Here is a 17,286-nt window from a genome sequence, read left to right as displayed (position 1 = left end):
GGACTGTACGGCCTCGGCGCGTCCGCGCGGATAGGGTCGGCGTCCGTGTTCGGTCCCCACCACCACGTCCCCGCCCGCCCCGACCTCCCGCAGCGCGTCGGGCCGGACGCCACGGCGGTGGTGGTCGGCGGCGGCATCGCGGGGGTGAGCGCCGCGCTGGTGCTCGCCGAGCGCGGCGTGGCGGTCGAGCTGCTCGAGGCGGCCCCCCACCTGGGCGGACGCCTCGGGACGTGGGACCGGCGGCTGCCCGACGGCTCCGAGGTGGTCGTCGAGCACGGCTACCACGGGTTCTTCCGGCAGTACTACACGCTGCGCGACATCCTGCGCCGCCTCGACCCCGACCTCGGCTTCCTGCGCGACGTCGGCGGCTACCCGATCGCGAGCCGGCCCTCGGTGGGCTGGGCGCAGGAGGACTTCACGGCGCTGCCCCGCACGCCGCTGCTCAACCTCGCCGCGCTGGTGGTGCGCAGCCCGAGCTTCAAGCTCCGCGAGCTGCGCCACGTCGACGGCGACGAGGCGCTGGCGATGCTGCGCTACGACCCCGCCCGCACGTACGCCGAGCACGACCACCGCAGCGCCGCCGAGCTCCTCGACTCCCTGGGCTTCTCCGACCGCGGCCGCGCGATGCTCTTCGAGGTCTTCGCGCACTCGTTCTTCAACCTCGAGCAGCGGTACTCGGCGGCCGAGTTCCTGGCGATGTGCCACTTCTACTTCACCGCGAACCCCGAGGGCCTCGGCATGGACGCCCCGGTCGAGGACTACCGCACGGCGCTCTGGGAGCCGTTCACCCGCCTGCTCGAGAAGCACGGGGCGACCGTGACCACCGGCGCGCGGGCGGTGTCGCTGCGCCCCGACGGCGCGCGGGGCTGGGCGGTCGACGTCGACGGGGAGCCCGCGCGGCACGCCCGTCACCTGGTGGTGGCCACCGACGTCCCCGCCACCCGCGACCTCGTCGCCGCCTCGCCCGAGCTGATCGCCACCGCACCGGGGCTCGCGCGGCGGATCTCCGCGCTGCCCAGCGGCGAGCCCTACGTCGTCACCCGCCTGTACTGCGAGGGCGACGTCGACCCCGGCCGGGCGGTGTTCACCGGCGTGACCCGCGAGCGCGTCCTCGACTCGGTGACCCTGTTCCACCGCCTCGAGGGCGGGTCGGCGCGCTGGGCGGGCCCCGGGCGCTCGGTGCTCGAGCTGCACTCCTACGCGTGCCCGCCCGGGGAGTCGGCCGACGACCTGGTGGCGGCGATGCGCGAGGAGCTCGCCGCGCTGTGGCCGGAGGCCGCGGACCTGCGCGTGCTCCACGCCGAGACCCACCGCTACACCAACGCGCCGGGCTTCGACCCCGGCTACCACCTCGTGCGCCCCGGCGTCCTCACCGACGCGCGCGGGCTGCGCCTGGCCGGCGACTGGGTGGCGAGCGACGTCCCGTCCGCGCTCATGGAGCGGGCGGCGGTCACGGCCGTCACCGCCGCCAACGACGTCCTGCGCGAGGAGGGCGTGGCGCCCGAGCCGATGCGCTCGATCCGGCCGCGCGGGGTGCTCGCCCGCCGCCCACGTGCGTGATCTTCTGAGCCATAGCGCAGAAGATCACGCACGTGGGGGCACGGCGGGTCGGGCGGCGACGCGATACCGTCTGCGCGCCGCCGGCGGAGGACCGGTGGGAGACCCGGGAGGACCTGCAGTGGCGAACCGACGGACGGCCGGGCGCACGGCGGCGCTGGTGGGCGTGCTGCTCGCCGCAGGCGTGGCCCTGAGCGGGTGCGTGTTCCCCGCCGAGCCCGCCCCGGGGTCCCCGTCGAGCCCGAACGAGTACTCGACCTCCGGATTCCCGCCGCCCGGTCCGCCGCCGCAGCCCGGCGTCATCACCCCCGGTCCGGAGCCGATCGGTCCCGCGGAGGCCCCGCGGACCAGCGCGGAGGCGCCGGAGCCCGCCGGCGAGCCCGCGCCCGCCCCGGCGCCCGGCGGCTGACGACCCTCAGGCCTCCTCGGCCGTATCCGCGGCCGGCGTGCGCGCACACAGCGCCACGCCGATCACCCCGAGCGTGCCGCTGACCACGAAGACGGCGAGCATGCTCGGTGAGACCGAGCCGGTGGCCGCGTCGCCGAGCAGGACCACCGCCGACGTGCCGGGGACCAGGCCGATCGCGGTGCCAACGAGGTAGTGCCGCCACCGCACGCTCGTCACCCCGAACGTGTAGTTCAGCGGCGCGAACGGGATGAACGGCACGAACCGCGCCGAGACGACCGCGAGCAGGCCCCGGGAGCTCAGCCGCTCCTCGAGCATCCGGACCCGGCCCGGCCCGAGACGCTCCACGGCGCGGCCGCCGAGGCGCCGCGAGATCGCGAACCCCGCCGCGGCCGAGACGACGCTCGCCACCAGGCACAGCGTCAGCCCCGTCCAGGGCCCGAAGAGCAGGCCCGCGGACAGGGAGAACGCCGTGCGCGGGACCGGCGTCGTCGCCGCCACCGTGTGCACCAGCAGGAACGCCATCGGCGCCCACGCCCCGAGCGCGGCGACCCGGTCGCGCAGCTCGAGCGGTGTCGGCACCGGCACGGTGAGCGCGAGGACGACCAGCGCGAGCAGCACGGCCGCGAGCACGAACCACCGGGCGGGCCCGGACGACAGACGCAGCGGTGCCACGGTCGGTGCGCGCTCCCGTCGTCGACCTCCTCGTGTCCCGGACGAGGGTACTCAGGCGACCCGCGTGAACAGGCCCTGATACGCGACGACCATGCCCACCGGGTCGACGGTGACGCCGAACTCGCCGTAGGTCGGGTCGGCGTACGTGTAGGTCGCGAGGCCGCGGGCGTCGTCGGGGCCGCGGCGGTAGACCTGGCGCACCCGGTGCACCGCGAGCGACGGCACGTCGAGCCACGCCACGTCGATCGACGCCTCGGCGCCCACCGGCAGGTCGAGGCGCCGGATCGGCAGGGTGTTGGTCAGCGGCGAGGCCGAGACGTCGACGTCGGTGCAGCCGCGCAGGTCGGGCCAGGGCCGCCCGTCCAGCGACCATTCACCCAGGTGGTCGACCTCCAGGGTCACCCGCTCGAGCCCGTCGTCGGCGAGCACCTCGACGAACACCGTGCGGGTCAGCCACGCCCGGTCGGCGATCACCGAGTAGCGCAGCGACCACGGCCCGGCGTCGTCCCGCATCACCCCCGAGCCGTCGAGCAGGTGCGCACCGTCCGGGTGGGTGCCGTCGGGGGTGTAGTCGGAGAGGGCGCCGTGGGCGAGGCCGTCGGAGACGTCCAGCCGTCGCCACATCGCGGAGTGCAGGGCCACCGGAGGATCGTGGCAGACCGCCGGTGGCGGACACGGCGACGCCCGTTCACACGTGGCGCGCCCGCCCGCGTGGCACGATCACCGCGTCATCGGTTCGGCGCGGGGAGTCACCGGCGCGGAGAGGGGAGCGTGCCCAGGTGAGTGGTCCGTCGTCCGACCAGCCGTCCGGCCAGCGTCCCGAGTCGTCGGGTGCCTCCGGATCCTCCGACGACGGCACCGGGAACGGCGAGGCCACCCCGCCCCGCGGCACGCCCGCCCCGTCCTCGGTCCCGGCGTGGGACCCGGGCGGGGGTGACGGCGGCGGGACCCCGGGCAGCGACCAGCCGACGGTCGGCGGGTCCTCCGGATTCGCACAGCCGGGGTACGGGCCGCCGGGCGGTCAGCAGGGCTACGGCGCCGGTCAGGCCGGCTCCGGGCAGGGGTACGGCCAGCAGCCGGGGTACGGGCAGCAGCCCGGCTACGGCGCGGCACCGGGCGGACAGCCGGGGTACGGCCAGAGCTACGGGCAGCAGCAGCCGGGCTACGGCGCGGCGCCCGGCGGACAGCCGGGATACGGCCAGCAGGGATACGGGCAACAGCCGGGGTACGGGCAACAGCCGGGGTACGGGCAACAGCCGGGGTACGGGCAGCAGGGGTACGGCCAGCAGCCCGGGTACGGGCAGCAGCCCGGGTACGGGCAGCCGGCCGGTCAGCCCGGCTTCGGCCCGCCCGGCGGCATGCCGCCGCGCGCGCCGAAGCCCGGCATCGTGCCGCTGCGCCCGCTCGGGCTCGGCGAGATCCTCGACGGCGCGCTCGGCTACATCCGCGCCCACCCCAAGATCGTGCTCGGCTGGTCCGCCGTCGTGGCGGTGGTCAGCACGCTGGCCCAGCTCGTCGTCACGCTGCTGGTCCCGACGGCGTCGCCGGCGTCGTTCGGCGCGTCGCCGGACCTCTCCCGGATCACCGGACAGGTCGCCGGCCAGGGCGCGTCGTCGTTCGTGGGCGGGGTCGTCACGCTCATCGCGACCTCGGTGCTCACCGGCATCCTCATGGTCGTCATCAGCCGCTCGGTGCTCGGCGCCCCCGTCGACGCGAGCGAGACCTGGCGGGCCGCCCAGCCCCGGGTGCTCGGCGTCATCGGGCTCTCGCTGCTCGTCGCCCTCATCGCGATCGGCATCCTGCTCGTCGGCGCGATCCCCGGGCTCCTGCTCCTGCTGGTGGACGGCACGCTCGGCGGCGTCGTCATCGGCATCGGGGTGCTCGCCGCCGTCGTCGTCCTCATCTGGGTCGGGGTGTCGCTGTCGCTGGCCGCGCCCGCCTACGTCCTCGAGGGCGTCGGCGTCACCGAGGCGCTGCGCCGGTCGTGGTTCCTGGTCAAGGGGCGGTGGTGGCCGGTGCTCGGCATCCAGCTGCTCGGCGGGATCATCGCGGCCTTCGTCGCCTTCGTGATCGCCATCCCGTTCGGGCTCATCGGGGGCGTCGCCGCGTTCGGCGCGGCCGGCGGCGTCGAAGGTGCGGCGTCCATGCCGACCTGGGTGCTGCTGGTCACGGCGCTGGGCTCGATCATCGCGAGCACGCTGACCACCCCGTTCCAGTCCGGGGTCACCGGCCTCCTCTACGTCGACCAGCGGATGCGCCGCGAGGGCTTCGACATCGAGCTGCAGCGGGCCGCGGTGGGGCCCCGCTGATGGATCCGGTGGTGCCGGCCGTCCCGGTACCGGGGGTCGTGCCCGTCGACATCGGCGCGGACCCCGCCCGCGAGCTGGCCCGCGAGGAGCTCTCCGGGCGGGTCTACCAGGAGGCGGCGCCCGACCCGGTGCAGGAGGCGCTGCGGTGGATCGCGCGGCGCCTCGAGGACCTGCTGCGCGCCGCGTCCGGCGTCTCGCCCGGCGGCGGGTGGGGGCTGCTCGTGCTGCTGGTCGTCCTCGTCATCGTGATCGTCGTCGTCCGCCGGCGGTTCGGCCGGCTGGCGCGGACGGCGGCGGTCCCCGGCGCGGTCCTGGGCGGCACCGAGCGCACCGCCGACGAGCACCGCCGCCTCGCCGACGGGCACGCGAAGGCCGGCTACTTCGACGACGCCGTCCGCGAGCGGATGCGCGCGATCGTGCGGTCGCTGGAGGAGCGCACGCTGCTCGAACCCCGGCAGGGGCGCACCGCGGGCGACGCGGCGCGCGAGGGTGGGCGCGCGCTGCCGCCCGTCGCCGACGACCTGCTCGAGGCCGCCCGCCGGTTCGACGAGACGGTCTACGGCGGGCGCGCGGCCGACGCCGGCACCGACGCCCGCCTGCGCGAGATCGACGCCGCCGTCGCGGGGACGCGCGCGGTGGCCGCGCCGTGATCACCGGGGAGTCCGGACGCGTCGACGCAGCGAACACCACGTTCGCGGCGAACGCCCGGCGCTGGCGCGGGCCGGTCCTCATCGGCGCGCTGGTCCTCGCGGCCGCGCTGGTCGTCGCCGTGCTCACCGCCGCGCCGCGTATCGGCGACCTCAGCCCCGAGGGCGCCGCACCCGAGGGCGGCATGGCGCTGGCGCACCTCCTCGAGGACCAGGGCGTGCGGATCCGCGCCGTCGACGACCTCGACCCGGCCACGGCCGTCCCGGGCCGCACGGTGTTCGTCGCGTTCCCCGAGCGCATGAGCACCCGCCAGCGCGACGCCCTCGCCGCCTCGGGCGCCGACGTCGTGCTCGTGCGTCCCGACGAGCGGTCCCTCACCGCGCTCGCGCCGGGGGTGCGGCCCGAGCCGATCGAGCTGCCCGAGCCCACCGACCCGGCGTGCGGCGTGCCCGCGGCCGTGCGCGCCGGGCCCGTCGACCTCGAGGGCGCCGCGTACGGCGTCGACCCCGGGCTGGCGGCGGACCGCTGCTACCCCACGGACGGCCAGGTCGGCGCCGCGTCGCTGGTGAGCGTGCGCGAGGGCGACCGGACCGTGACGGTCGTCGGCGACGCCACCCCGTTCACCAACGACGCCCTCGACGAGCGGGGCAACGCCGCGCTCGCGCTCAACCTGCTCGGCGCCCACCCCGACCTGCTCTGGTACCTGCCCGTCCCGCCACCCGCGGAGCCCGGCCAGGAGCGCAGCACCTCGGAGTTGCTGCCCGCCGGGTGGATCTGGGGGCCGCTGCAGCTGCTCGTCGCCGGGGTCGCCGTCGCCCTGTGGCGGGGCCGGCGGCTCGGCCCGGTCGTGACCGAGGACCTGCCCGTCGTCGTCCCCGCCGGCGAGACCGTGCGGGGCCGGGCCCGGCTCTACCGCCGCGCCGGCGCCCGCGACCGGGCCGCCGCGGCACTGCGGGGCGACGCCCACCGCGAGCTCGCCGCCCGCCTCGGCGTGCCGCGCGGCGGGGGCGTCGCCGCCGTCGTCGACGCCGTCGCCGCGCGCACCGGCCGGCCGGTGGCCGAGGTCGGTGCGCTGCTCGACGGCCCGGAGCCGCCCGACGACCCCGCCCTGGTGCGCCTCGCCGGTGATCTCGACGGGCTGCGCCGCGCCGTGCGGGACACGGCCGCCGACGGCCGCCCGGGGTCCGCATGATCGGATGGCGAGCGTGACCAGCAGCGAGGGCACCGACACCACGGTGGTGACGACCGGCGCGGGGGACGTCTCGGGAAGCGTCACCGGTGACGAGGCGCGCGACGCCCTGCTCGCCCTGCGCCGCGAGGTCGCCAAGGCCGTCGTCGGCCACGACGCCGCGGTCACCGGCCTCGTCATCGCGCTGCTCAGCCGTCGCCACGTGCTGCTCGAGGGCGTGCCCGGCGTGGCGAAGACGCTGCTGGTGCGGGCGGTCGCGGCGGCGCTGTCGCTGGAGGACCGCCGGGTGCAGTTCACCCCCGACCTCATGCCCGGCGACGTCACCGGCTCGCTGGTCTACGACTCCCGCAGCGCCGAGTTCTCGTTCCGCCCCGGCCCGGTGTTCACCAACCTGCTGCTCGCCGACGAGATCAACCGCACCCCGCCGAAGACCCAGGCCTCGCTGCTGGAGGCGATGGAGGAGTTCCAGGTCTCGGTGGACGGGGTGCCGCGCCCGCTGCCCGATCCGTTCGTGGTGGCGGCGACCCAGAACCCCGTCGAGTACGAGGGCACCTACCCGCTGCCCGAGGCCCAGCTCGACCGGTTCCTGCTCAAGCTCGTGCTGCCCCTGCCGCTGCGCGACGACGAGATCCGGATGCTCGGCCGGCACGCCGAGGGCTTCGACCCGCGCGACCTCGCCGGCGCCGGCGTCCGCCCGGTCGCCGGGCCCGAGCACCTGCGGGCCGGGCGCGCGGCGGTGTCCCGGGTGACCGCGCGTCCCGAGCTCCTCGCCTACGTCGTCGACCTGTGCCGGGCGACCCGCTCGTCGCCGTCGCTGCGCCTCGGGGTCTCGCCGCGCGGGGCGACGGCGCTGCTGCTCGCCGCCCGGTGCTGGGCCTGGCTCTCGGGTCGCGAGTACGTGACCCCGGACGACGTCCAGGCCCTCGCGCTGCCGGTGCTGCGCCACCGCGTCGCCGTGCGCGCCGAGGCCGAGCTCGAGGGCGTGACCGCCGACGGCGTCGTGTCCGGGGTGCTCGGCGCGGTGCCGGTGCCCCGCTAGACCATGGCGGTCACCGGGCGCTTCGCGCTCCTCGTCGCCCTGGGCGCGCTGGTCGTCGGCCTGGCGTGGCCGTCGGGGACCGGGGTGCTCGTGGTGTCCGGGGTGCTGGCGCTCGCCGCGGTCGTCGACGCCCTGGCCGCCGTGCCCGTGACGGCGCTGCGTCTCGACCGCGAGCAGGAGGACACGACCACCCTGCGCCTCGGCACCTCGCTCGAGGTCGCGCTGCGCGTCGCCAACCCCGCCCGGCGCCGGGCGGTGCTCCTGGTGCGCGACGCCTGGGAGCCCTCGGCCGGCGCGGTCCCGTCGCGGCACCGGCTGGTCGTGCCGGCGGGGGAGCGGCGCCGGGTCGTCTCCACCCTGACCCCGACCCGGCGCGGCGACCGCGACGCCGTGCGCGTGACCCTCCGCTCGCTCGGGCCGCTCGGGATCGGCGCCCGGCAGGGCCGGCGGGTCGTGCCCGCGCGCGTGCGGGTGCTGCCGGCGTTCGGGTCGCGCCGCCACCTGCCGTCCCGGCTGGCGCGCCTGCGGGAGCTCGACGGGCGCCGCGCGGTCCAGGTGCGCGGGCAGGGCACCGAGTTCGACTCGCTGCGCGAGTACGTCGCCGGCGACGACGTGCGCTCCATCGACTGGCGGGCCTCGGCGCGCTCGCACGACCTCGTCGTCCGGACCTGGCGCCCCGAGCGCGACCGCCACGTCCTCGTCGTGATCGACACGGGCCGCAGCGCCGCGGGACGGGTCGGCGACGCGCCCCGGCTCGACGCCGCCCTCGACACCGCGCTGCTGCTCGCCGCGCTGGCCTCGCGCGGCGGCGACCGCGTCGACCTGCTCGCCCTCGACCGCGAGGTCCGCGCCTCCGTGCTCGGCGCGACCGAGCGCGACCTGCTGCCCGCGCTGGTCACGGCGATGGCGCCGCTGGAGCCGCGCCTGGTCGAGACCGACATGCGCCTGCTCGCCGCCGCGGCGCTGGCGCGGGCGGGGCGGCGCAGCCTGATCGTGCTGGTCACGGGGCTCGAGGAGGCGGCGGTGACCGAGGGCCTCGACCCGGTCCTGGGCACCCTGCTGCGCCGGCACACCCTGCTGCTCGCCGCCGTCGCCGACCCGGAGCTCGCGACGATGGCCGCGGGCCGCGGGGACGCCGAGGCCGTCTACACCGCCGCCGCGGCCGGTGCGGCCCGCGACGCCCGGCGCCGCACCGCCGAGCGCCTCGGGCGCCGCGGGGTGGAGATCGTCGACGCGGCGCCCGACGACCTGCCCCCGGCCGTCGCCGACCGCTACCTGGCGCTCAAGGCCGCCGGGCGGCTCTGAGTCACGCCCCCGGAGATCAAGCTTCGCCCCAGAGCAGCCAGCACGCCGCGGTGAACCGGACCCGGTCGCCCGCGCGGAACTCGTCGAACGCCGGCCGGACGTGGTCGAGGACCCGGGCCCGGAACGCCGCGTCCGCCCCGGCGAGCGCGCGGCCCACCGGTCCGAGCGCGCCGAGGTAGGCGTCGAGGCTCCCGGCCGGCATCTCGCAGACGAGGTCGACGGGGTCGGCGGTCGCCGTCGACCAGCCCGCGGTGCGCAGCAGGCGCAGCGTGCGGTCGGGGTCGGCGAGCGCGAACGGGCCCGGCACGTCGGGAGCCCACGCCGGCACCTCGAGCAGCGGCGCGGCGGTCTCGCCGGCGCGCGTCATGAACGGGTTCTCCTCGGGCCGGCGCCAGACGATCGCGCGCAGCGCCCCGCCCGGGCGGGTGGCGGCGTGCAGGTTCGCGAACGCCGCTGCGGGCTCGTCGAAGAACATCACCCCGAACCGCGACGCGATGACGTCCGCGCCGCCCGGGTCGAACCGGTGCCGGCCGGCGTCGGCGACGAGGAACTCGGCCGAGTCGGGGTCGCGCGTCCGGGCCAGCGCCACCATGGGCTCGGACAGGTCGACGCCCACGCAGCGGGCCGCCGGGCCGAGGCGGCGGGCGAGCGCCAGCGTCGTCGCGCCGGTGCCGCACCCGACGTCGATCACGGTCGGCGCGGGTCCGGCGACCGCGGCGGCCACCCGGTCGACGAGGAGCTCCTCGACCGGCGCGTAGAGCGCGTCGAGCACGGGTTGCAGGCGCACCCAGGCGTCGCCGCCGGTGCCGTTCCAGGCCGCGCTCTGCTCCGCCCGTGCGTCCACGTGGGACAGCGTGTCAGCCGACGTCCCTCAGCCGAAGTCCGCCGGGTCGAACGGCCGCGGTTCGACGAGCACGAGCCAGTTGCCGGAGTTGTCGCGCATGACGGCCTCGACGCCGTACGGGCGCTCCGAGGGCTCCTGGGTGAACTCGATGCCCAGCTCCGTCAGGCGCTCGTACTCGGCGCGGCAGTCGTCGGTGGTGAGCCCGAAGCCGCCCATCGTCCCGCTCGCGAGCGCGCGGCGGACGGCGCCGGCCATCTCCTCGTTCAGCGGCGGGCCGGGGACCATCAGCGTCACCTCGAGCTCCGGCTGCCGCGGGTGCTTCACCGTCACCCAGCGGAAGCCCTCGCCCATCTGGACGTCGGTGCCCTCCACGAACCCCAGCACGTCGCAGTAGAACTTCTTCGCGTCGTCCTGGTCGGTGACGTAGAGGGTGAACAGCGAGATGTTGGTGATCATGCGGAGGATTCTCCTCGGGGGTGGTCCTCCTCCGGCTTCTCCGCGATTGCTCGGTCCGAGCCGATGGACCGGCTCCGCTCCGCTGAGCGGTCCGAGAGCCCGTGCATCATCACGAAGCAGCCCGGGATCCGCGGCGGGCCCGTGCGCGCCCAGCGCGCCTGGTACTCCGAGGGGCTGCAGCCCACGAGACGGCGGAACCGCGTCGAGAACGACCCGAGGCCCGAGTAGCCGACGAGCCAGCACACCTCGGTGACGGTCAGGTTGGTGGCGCGCAGCAGGTCCTGGGCGCGCTCGACCCGGCGCTCGGTGAGGTAGGCGTGCGGGGTGCGGCCGTAGGTGCGGGCGAAGCAGCGCAGGAAGTGGTACTTCGACAGGCCCGCCGTGGCGGCGAGGGCGTCGAGGTCGAGCGGCTCGGCGTAGTGCCGGTCGATCCGGTCGCGGGCGCGGCGCAGGCCGACGAGGAGGTCGTCGGGGACCGTCTGCACGGTCAGCCCGCCGCCGGGAGCGCGGCGCCGCGCCGGTCGGCGGCGAGGTCGGCGAGCGCCGGCGCGGTGGCCCCGTGGCGCCGCACGAGGACCACGCCCCAGAGCACGTAGGCTGCGAAGCCGAGCTCGGCGAGCACCCCGATGCCGATGCGGGCCCAGGTCGGCAGCCCCGACGGCGTCACGAACGCCTCGATCACCCCCGAGATCGCCAGCAGGACCGCGACGCCGAGCGCCATGCCCACCGTCGTGCGCCCCTGCCGCGCGAGCGACTCGGTCCGGGACAGCGGGCCCGGGTCCACCCACGACCAGCCCAGCCGCAGCCCCGCCCCGGCCGCGACGAAGAGGGCCGTGAGCTCGAGGAGGCCGTGCGGGGTGATCAGCCCGAAGAACAGGTCGGCGCGCCCGTTGGCGGCGAGGATGCCGCCCGACACCCCGATGTTGACGACGTTCTGGAGCATCACCCAGAGCACCGGCAGCATCAGCACGCCGGTGACCAGGCAGATCGCGGCGATCCAGGCGTTGTTGGTCCACACCCGGGCGGCGAACGACGAGGCCGGGTCGGAGCTGTAGTACGACGCGAAGTCCTCTTCCACCAGCCGGCGTGTCTCCTCCGGCGGCAGGAGCGCGGCCTGCACGTCGGGGGAGCGGGCGACCCACACCCCGACGACCACCATGACCACCGAGCACACCGCCAGCGTCGTCAGCCACCACCGCCACGACGCGGCGAGCGCCACGGCGAAGCCGATCGTTGCGAACCGCGTGAGGTCGCGCCACGACGCCGTGGTCGAGCCGGTGATCGCGGTGCGGGCGCGCGCGACGAGCGTCGAGAGCCGAGCGACCAGCGCCGGGTCGGGCGACGTGGAGCGCACGACCGAGAGGTGGGTGGCCGTGCGCTCGTAGAGCGCCACCGCCTCGTCGACCTCCGCGCCCGTCCACCGGCGGCGGTCGAGCAGGTCCGCGAGGCGGTCCCACTCGGGCCGGTGCGCGGCCACGTACGCGTCGACGTCCACGGTCGCCGATCCTCCCACTGATCCTTCCCGCCTCGTCCCTCCCACGGGGCCCCGACGGGCGCTGGCACGATGGCGCCGTGGACCGGGTGGTGATCGGCGAGGCCGTCGAGCTCGACGTGCGCACCGCCCGCCTGCCCAGCCGCGCGCTCGGCTTCGCCCTCGACGCGCTGATCATGCTCGCGCTGCTGTTCGCGGTGCTGCTGGTGACCGAGCTGCTCGGGGCCGAGGTCGACGACGCGCTCACCGCCGCGGTGGGTCTGGCGATCACCGTCGGGGTGTTCGTCGGGTACCCGCTGCTCTGGGAGACGCTGACCCGCGGCCGCTCGCCGGGCAAGTACGCGATGGGCCTGCGCGTGGTCCGCACCGACGGCGGGCCGATCGTCTTCCGCCACGCCCTGGCCCGCGCGCTCGCCGGCTTCATCGTCGACTTCGGGCTGCTCTCGTTCTTCACCGGCGTGATCGGCATCGTCGTGTCCGCGAGCACCGCGCGCGGCCAGCGGATCGGCGACCTGCTCGCCGGCACGATCGTCGTCCGCGAGCGCCTGCCACGCACGGGCCTGCCCGGCCTCCCGCCGCCCGACCCCCGCCTCGCCGCCTGGGCGCAGCGCTGCGAGCTCGCGGATCTCCCCGACGACCTCGCGCTCGCCGCCCGCCAGTTCCTCGTGCGCGCGGGGCAGCTCGCCCCGCCGATGCGCGCCCAGCTCGGCGGCCGGCTCGCGGCCGACGTCGCCGCCCGCGTCGCCCCACCCCCGCCGCCCGGCACGCCACCCGAGGCGTACCTGCTCGCGGTGCTGGGGGAGCGCCGCCGCCGCGAGACGGCCCGGCTCGGCGGCTCGCCGTGGGGCGGGGCTCCGGGGTCCGGGCCTGCGGCCCCGTACGGCTCGGCCCCGAACCCCGGCCCCGCGCCTGCCCCGGCGCGGGCGGTGGCGTCGCCGTGGCACGGGACGGGCGCGGGGACACCGCCGCCGTCCCCGACGCCGTGGTCCGCCGCCCCCGTGGAGTCCCCGGCGCCGTCCGGTTCGTCGGAGCCGTCCTCGGGCTTCGCGCCCCCGGGCTGAGAGCGCGACGAGCCACGAGGACCGGTTCGCTCTGAGCGAGATGCTTCGGAATCCGAAGCATGTCCACCGAAGAGCTCGGACACCGGTGCACGTTCCGGACACCGACCGGAGACGGCCCCACCCCCGGCGCCGGGCGCGACCCCGCCCCTTGCCACGATCGGGCCGTGCCCCCGGAACCCGCCGCGACCCCGGCCGCCGACGCCGACGCGTCGGAGGAGCCGGCGTCCCGCCGGCCCGGGATCGTCGTCGCCGCTCCCGTCCTGGGCGCGATGGCGCTGGTCAGCGCGTGGACGGGGTGGGGCGGCCTCGCCCTCGGGCTGGTCGCGGTGGCCGTCGCACTGGTGGCCTTCGCACGCCTGCGGGGCCGTGATCTCTCGCGCCGCGGGCCGCTCGCGGGGCTCGCGCTGGGGCTCGTCGCCGTCGTGATCGCGGTCGCCGTGGAGTGGAGCACCCTCGCCGGCGCCGTCACCTACCTGGAGACGGGCGGCGTCCGCACGCTCGACGAGTGCATGCGCCAGGCGCAGAACGAGAAGGAACAGCACGTCTGCAAGTCCCAGCACCTCGACGAGTACCGCGCCCGCTACCCGAGCGAGATCGACCCGTGAGACACCGCGCGTCGCTCGCCGGCGCCGCGGTGCTGCTGGGTCTGGTCGTCGCGGTCGGCGCCGTGCTCGTGCGCGGCCCGGTCGGCTATCCCGAGCTGGGCCTCGCCGACCCGGGCGTGCTCGTGCGCGTCCTCGTGCCGGCGCTGCGCACGGTCGTCGACCTCGCCGCTGCCGCGACGGTCGGCGGGCTGCTGGTCGCGCTGGTGGTCGCCACCCCGGCGCCGGGCACCACCGCGTTCACACCGACCGGGCAGCAGGCGCTCGGCGTCGCCCGGTGGGCGGCGTGGGTCGGCGGGGCGGGGGCGGCGCTGTCGGTGCCCGCGACGCTCGCCGACTCGGCGGGCGGGCGGGTCCCGCTCGGCCCCGACCTCGTGACGACGATGCTCGCGCGCGGTGAGCCCGTCGGCTGGCTGGTCGCGGCCGTGCTGGGGGCCGCGACGGCCGTCGCCGCCGGCGAGGTGCGGCGCTGGAGCGGCGGGGCGGGCGTGCTCGCGCTCGCCGTGGCGACGCTGCTGGTGCCGGTGGCGACCGGGCACGCTGCCGACGGGGTGGGCCGCGACCTCGCGCTGTCGAGCACCGCGTTCCACGTCGTGGCCGCCGCCGTCTGGCTCGGCACGCTCGGGGTGCTCGCCGTCGTGCGCGGCGACGGGCGCGCGTGGTGGCGCGCCGCCCGCATCGGCACGGCCGCGGGCGCCGTCACGGTCGCCTCCGGGGCCGTGGCCGCCGTCGTCGCCCTGAGCGGTCCGGGCGGGCCCGGCGCCGGCGTCGACTGGACCGTCCTCGTCCTGCTCGGCGCTGCGCTGGGCGTCGTCGCCGGCGGGGTGCTGTGGCGGCGGCGCCGCGGCCGCACCGCGTGGCCGGTCGAGCTCGCGCTGCTCACGGTCGTCGTGGGCCTGTCCGCGGTCGCGACGCGTGCGGTACCGCCGGTGCAGGCGCCCGGCGCGACGAGCACCCCGACCGCCCTGCTCGGCTACGGGCTCGCGGCGCCCCCGACGCCCGCCGTGCTCGCGACGTCCTGGCGCCCGGAGCTCGTCACGCTGACCCTGGCGATCGTGCTCGCCGGCCTCTACGCCGCCGGGCTGCGCCGGCTCGCCCGCGAGGGCGCGCGCTGGCCGGTGGGGCGCTCGGTGGCGTGGTTCGCCGGGTGCGCGCTGCTCGTCGTCGCCACCTCGTCCGGACTGGGGCGCTACGGGCCCGCCGTGCTCAGCGTCCACATCGCGGGACACATGCTGGTCGCCACCGCGGTCCCGCTGCTCTGGGCGCTCGGGGCGCCGATCGTGCTCGCGCGCCGGACGCTGCCCGAGTCGGGCGGTCGGGAGGGCCCGGCGGACTGGCTCGAGCACCTCCTCGCCGCGCCGACCCTGCGCGTTGCGAGCCATCCGGCCGTGGCGCTCGTGCTCGTCGTCGGCTCGCCGGCGCTGCTCTACCTCACGCCCGTGTTCTCGCTGACCCAACCGCTGGGCTGGCTGCAGCCGCTGATGACGCTGTGGTTCCTGCTGGTCGGGGTGCTGTTCCTCGGCCCGCTGGTCGCCGGGCCCGCGGACGGTCCCGGCCTGCCCCCGATCGCGCGCCTGACGTTCCTCATCGCGTCGATGCCGGTGCACGCGCTGGTCGGGCTGGCGCTGCTCGCGGCCGACCACCCGGTGTCGCGCACCCCGGTGCTGCCGGCGGACGGGGGGAGCGGGCAGATCTTCGTCGACGACTTCTTCGTGCGCCTGCGCCTGCCCTGGGCGCCGGACCTGCTCGCCGACCAGCACCTCGCCGGCGTCCTGGCCTGGCTCCTGGGCGACCTGCCGCTGCTGGCCGCGGTGCTCGCGGTGCTGGTCGGGTGGTCGCACCACTCCCGCGCCGAGGACGCCGACCGCCGTGCCGACCTGCTCGTGGGACTGACGTCACGCTGAGTCGTCTCACGATGTGGGACGGATTTCCTGCGACGTGGGCGCCGGAGGCGTAGAACAGGGAGCCGTGCGATCCCGTCGACGCTGGGCCGTCCTCGCCGCCGGCGTCGCGGCGCAGACGGCCGCGTCCGCGATGGTGTACGGCGTCCCCTTCCTCGTGCCGAGCCTGCGCGACGAGCGCGGCCTGTCGCTCGCGGCGGTCGGGATCGTCGTCGCGGCCCCGACGCTCGGCCTGCTCATGGCGCTGATCGCGTGGGGCGCCGTCGTCGACCGGGTCGGCGAGCGCCTCCCGATGGCCGTCGGGCTGGGCGCCTGCGGCGCGGTGACCGGGGTTCTCGCCCTCCTCGCGCCGCCCTCGCTGACGACCACCGTCGCGCTGCTCGTGTTCGCCGGCGTCGGTGCGGCGTCGGTCAACGCCGCGAGCGGGCGCCTGATCATGGGCTGGTTCGACGTCGACGAGCGCGGCCTCGCCATGGGGATCCGCCAGACCGCGCAGCCGCTCGGGGTCGCCTTCGCCGGGCTCGTGCTGCCGACCCTCGCGGCGCGCGAGGGCCCGCTGCCTGCCCTCGGGTGGCCCGCGCTCGCCTGCCTCGTGTGCGCGGTGGTCGTGGTGCTCGTCGCCGCCGACCCGCCGCGCGTCCCGCGCGCGCCGGGCGAGGCCCCACCGGCCTCGCCGTACCGCAGCCCGGTCCTGCCCCGGGTGCACGCGGCGAGCGCGCTGCTCGTGCTGCCGCAGTTCGCGGTGTCGGCGTTCTCCCTGGAGTACCTCGTGCGCGAGCAGGGCTGGTCGCCGGGCGTCGCGGGCGTCTTCGTCGCGGGCGCGCAGATCGCCGGGGCCGGCGGGCGCATCGCGAGCGGCTGGTGGTCCGACCGCGTGGGCTCGCGCCTGCGCCCGATGCGCCAGCTCGCCGTGGCCAGCGCCGCGGTGCTGCTCGTGTTCGCCCTCGGCGACCTCACCCTCGGGCTGATCGCCGTCGCCGGGATCGCCGCCGGGTCGGTGATCACCGTCGCCGACAACGGCCTCGCCTTCACCGCCACCGCGGAGATCGCCGGCTCGAGCTGGTCGGGTCGGGCGCTCGGCGTGCAGAACACCACCCAGAACATCGTCGCCACGATCGCCCCGCCGGCTCTGGGCGCCCTGATCGGCGTCTCGAGCTACGCGGTCGGCTTCGCCGTGGTGGCCCTGGCGCCGCTCGCGGCGATCGGTGTCACGCCCGTGGCGTCCGAACCGGAGCCGGAGCGCGTCACGGCGGCCCGGGCCGCGGCGGGCCCGGGAGACTGACGGCGTGGGCTGGACCATCCGCCGCGCGGTCGACGCCGACGCCGAGCGCATCGGTGAGATCACCGTCGCGGGCTGGCGGCACGCCTACCGCGGCATCGTCGACGACGAGCGCCTCGACGCCCTCGACGCGGGGGAGATCGCCGAGGTCCGGCGCGGTGCGATCGCGGCGCCGGAGCCGATGGCGGTGTTCGTCGCCGACGACGAGCGGGGCCGGGTGATGGGCTACTGCGTCGTCGGCCCACCGCGCGAGCCGGAGCCGTCCGACGACGGCACGGCGGTGCTCTACACGCTCTACCTCGACCCCGCGGTGATCGGCACCGGCGCGGGCAGCGCGCTGCACGATGCGGGCGTCGCGCACCTCGCGGCGGCGGGCTTCAGCCGGGCGACCCTCTGGGTCTACACCGCGAACACGGGCGCCCAGAGGTTCTACGCCCGCCGCGGCTGGCACGCCGACGGCGAGCCGTACCAGGGCCCCGGGTGGTCGGCGCCGGCCACGCCGTGGGCGCGCCCCCTCTAGACG

The 17,286-nt window shown here is 77.0% G+C and carries 18 protein-coding genes; 12 read left to right on the top strand and 6 right to left on the bottom strand.

Features of this window, described 5'->3' with window-relative positions; genetic code table 11:
* Window positions 1-45: 45 nt before the first annotated feature.
* Together EV188_RS23620 and EV188_RS23615 are read left to right on the top strand one after the other, a co-directional pair.
* On the top strand, window positions 46-1,560 hold the full coding sequence (locus tag EV188_RS23620; protein ID WP_243741944.1) for an FAD-dependent oxidoreductase: 1,515 nt from the start codon (window positions 46-48) through the stop codon (window positions 1,558-1,560).
* A 118-nt stretch (window positions 1,561-1,678) separates the two neighbouring features.
* The gene (locus EV188_RS23615) at window positions 1,679-1,966 is read left to right on the top strand and encodes a hypothetical protein (RefSeq protein WP_133828759.1); all 288 of its coding nucleotides are present in this window, start codon (window positions 1,679-1,681) and stop codon (window positions 1,964-1,966) included.
* 6 nt (window positions 1,967-1,972) lie between these two features.
* On the opposite strand, the gene EV188_RS23610 is transcribed toward EV188_RS23615, so the two are convergent.
* Together EV188_RS23610 and EV188_RS23605 are read right to left on the bottom strand one after the other, a co-directional pair.
* Entirely contained in the window at window positions 1,973-2,638 is a 666-nt protein-coding gene (locus EV188_RS23610) for a TVP38/TMEM64 family protein (RefSeq protein WP_133828758.1), read from the bottom strand.
* A 51-nt stretch (window positions 2,639-2,689) separates the two neighbouring features.
* The gene (locus tag EV188_RS23605; RefSeq protein WP_208114355.1) at window positions 2,690-3,280 is read right to left on the bottom strand and encodes a putative glycolipid-binding domain-containing protein; all 591 of its coding nucleotides are present in this window, start codon (window positions 3,278-3,280) and stop codon (window positions 2,690-2,692) included.
* 137 nt (window positions 3,281-3,417) lie between these two features.
* On the opposite strand from EV188_RS23605, the gene EV188_RS32775 reads away from it, so the two are divergent.
* The 5 genes from EV188_RS32775 to EV188_RS23580 are packed head-to-tail and all read left to right on the top strand — an operon-like array spanning window position 3,418 to window position 9,128.
* Window positions 3,418-4,947: a DUF7847 domain-containing protein gene (locus tag EV188_RS32775; protein WP_133828757.1), complete on the top strand. Its 1,530-nt coding sequence runs from the start codon at window positions 3,418-3,420 to the stop codon at window positions 4,945-4,947.
* Window positions 4,947-5,597: a DUF4129 domain-containing protein gene (locus EV188_RS23595; protein WP_133828756.1), complete on the top strand. Its 651-nt coding sequence runs from the start codon at window positions 4,947-4,949 to the stop codon at window positions 5,595-5,597. Before EV188_RS32775 ends, EV188_RS23595 begins: the two co-directional genes overlap by 1 nt.
* Window positions 5,594-6,787 carry a DUF4350 domain-containing protein gene (locus EV188_RS23590; RefSeq protein WP_133828755.1) on the top strand — a complete coding sequence of 398 codons (1,194 nt, stop codon included), beginning with the start codon at window positions 5,594-5,596 and terminating at the stop codon, window positions 6,785-6,787. Before EV188_RS23595 ends, EV188_RS23590 begins: the two co-directional genes overlap by 4 nt.
* A 46-nt stretch (window positions 6,788-6,833) precedes the next feature.
* A complete protein-coding gene (locus EV188_RS23585) occupies window positions 6,834-7,823 on the top strand; it encodes an AAA family ATPase (protein ID WP_243741962.1) in 990 nt (329 codons plus the stop codon).
* A gap of 3 nt (window positions 7,824-7,826) precedes the next feature.
* A complete protein-coding gene (locus tag EV188_RS23580) occupies window positions 7,827-9,128 on the top strand; it encodes a DUF58 domain-containing protein (RefSeq protein WP_133828753.1) in 1,302 nt (433 codons plus the stop codon).
* A gap of 16 nt (window positions 9,129-9,144) precedes the next feature.
* On the opposite strand, the gene EV188_RS23575 is transcribed toward EV188_RS23580, so the two are convergent.
* Genes EV188_RS23575 through EV188_RS23560 form a run of 4 tightly spaced genes read right to left on the bottom strand, consistent with a single transcriptional unit; the run spans window position 9,145 to window position 11,923 of the window.
* A complete protein-coding gene (locus tag EV188_RS23575; RefSeq protein WP_133828752.1) occupies window positions 9,145-9,972 on the bottom strand; it encodes a class I SAM-dependent methyltransferase in 828 nt (275 codons plus the stop codon).
* Between the two features lie 27 nt (window positions 9,973-9,999).
* Window positions 10,000-10,428 (bottom strand): VOC family protein, encoded by a 429-nt coding sequence (locus tag EV188_RS23570; protein ID WP_133828751.1) that lies wholly within the window; start codon window positions 10,426-10,428, stop codon window positions 10,000-10,002.
* Window positions 10,425-10,913: a helix-turn-helix domain-containing protein gene (locus tag EV188_RS23565; RefSeq protein ID WP_133828750.1), complete on the bottom strand. Its 489-nt coding sequence runs from the start codon at window positions 10,911-10,913 to the stop codon at window positions 10,425-10,427. Before EV188_RS23565 ends, EV188_RS23570 begins: the two co-directional genes overlap by 4 nt.
* Window positions 10,914-10,915: 2 nt before the next feature.
* Window positions 10,916-11,923: a stage II sporulation protein M gene (locus EV188_RS23560; protein ID WP_133828749.1), complete on the bottom strand. Its 1,008-nt coding sequence runs from the start codon at window positions 11,921-11,923 to the stop codon at window positions 10,916-10,918.
* 77 nt (window positions 11,924-12,000) lie between these two features.
* Here EV188_RS23560 and EV188_RS23555 point away from each other — a divergent pair, with 77 nt between their 5' ends.
* The 5 genes from EV188_RS23555 (at window position 12,001) to EV188_RS23535 (ending at window position 17,283) form a co-directional block, all read left to right on the top strand.
* Window positions 12,001-12,981, top strand: a complete 981-nt coding sequence (locus tag EV188_RS23555) for an RDD family protein (RefSeq protein WP_243741943.1) — start codon at window positions 12,001-12,003, stop codon at window positions 12,979-12,981.
* Between the two features lie 164 nt (window positions 12,982-13,145).
* Entirely contained in the window at window positions 13,146-13,586 is a 441-nt protein-coding gene (locus EV188_RS23550) for a hypothetical protein (protein ID WP_133828748.1), read from the top strand.
* Window positions 13,583-15,487, top strand: coding sequence for a cytochrome c oxidase assembly protein (locus EV188_RS23545; RefSeq protein WP_133828747.1), 1,905 nt, complete (start codon window positions 13,583-13,585; stop codon window positions 15,485-15,487). The genes EV188_RS23550 and EV188_RS23545 overlap by 4 nt, the downstream gene beginning before the upstream one ends.
* Window positions 15,488-15,551: 64 nt before the next feature.
* The gene (locus EV188_RS23540) at window positions 15,552-16,766 is read left to right on the top strand and encodes an MFS transporter (protein WP_243741942.1); all 1,215 of its coding nucleotides are present in this window, start codon (window positions 15,552-15,554) and stop codon (window positions 16,764-16,766) included.
* Between the two features lie 4 nt (window positions 16,767-16,770).
* On the top strand, window positions 16,771-17,283 hold the full coding sequence (locus EV188_RS23535; RefSeq protein ID WP_133828746.1) for a GNAT family N-acetyltransferase: 513 nt from the start codon (window positions 16,771-16,773) through the stop codon (window positions 17,281-17,283).
* Window positions 17,284-17,286: the final 3 nt, after the last annotated feature.

The organism is Actinomycetospora succinea (assembly GCF_004363095.1).
Lineage (GTDB): Bacteria > Actinomycetota > Actinomycetes > Mycobacteriales > Pseudonocardiaceae > Actinomycetospora > Actinomycetospora succinea.
The sequence above is the reverse complement of the archived record's forward strand: the minus strand, read 5'-3'. Positions and strand labels throughout refer to the sequence as shown.

What these genes read in the sequence shown, in the direction of transcription:
- EV188_RS23595 (WP_133828756.1), top strand. Translation starts at nt 4,947, where the DNA reads ATGGATCCGGTGGTGCCGGCCGTCCCGGTACCGGGGGTCGTGCCCGTC.
- EV188_RS23570 (WP_133828751.1), bottom strand. Translation starts at nt 10,428, where the DNA reads ATGATCACCAACATCTCGCTGTTCACCCTCTACGTCACCGACCAGGAC.
- EV188_RS23580 (WP_133828753.1), top strand. Translation starts at nt 7,827, where the DNA reads ATGGCGGTCACCGGGCGCTTCGCGCTCCTCGTCGCCCTGGGCGCGCTG.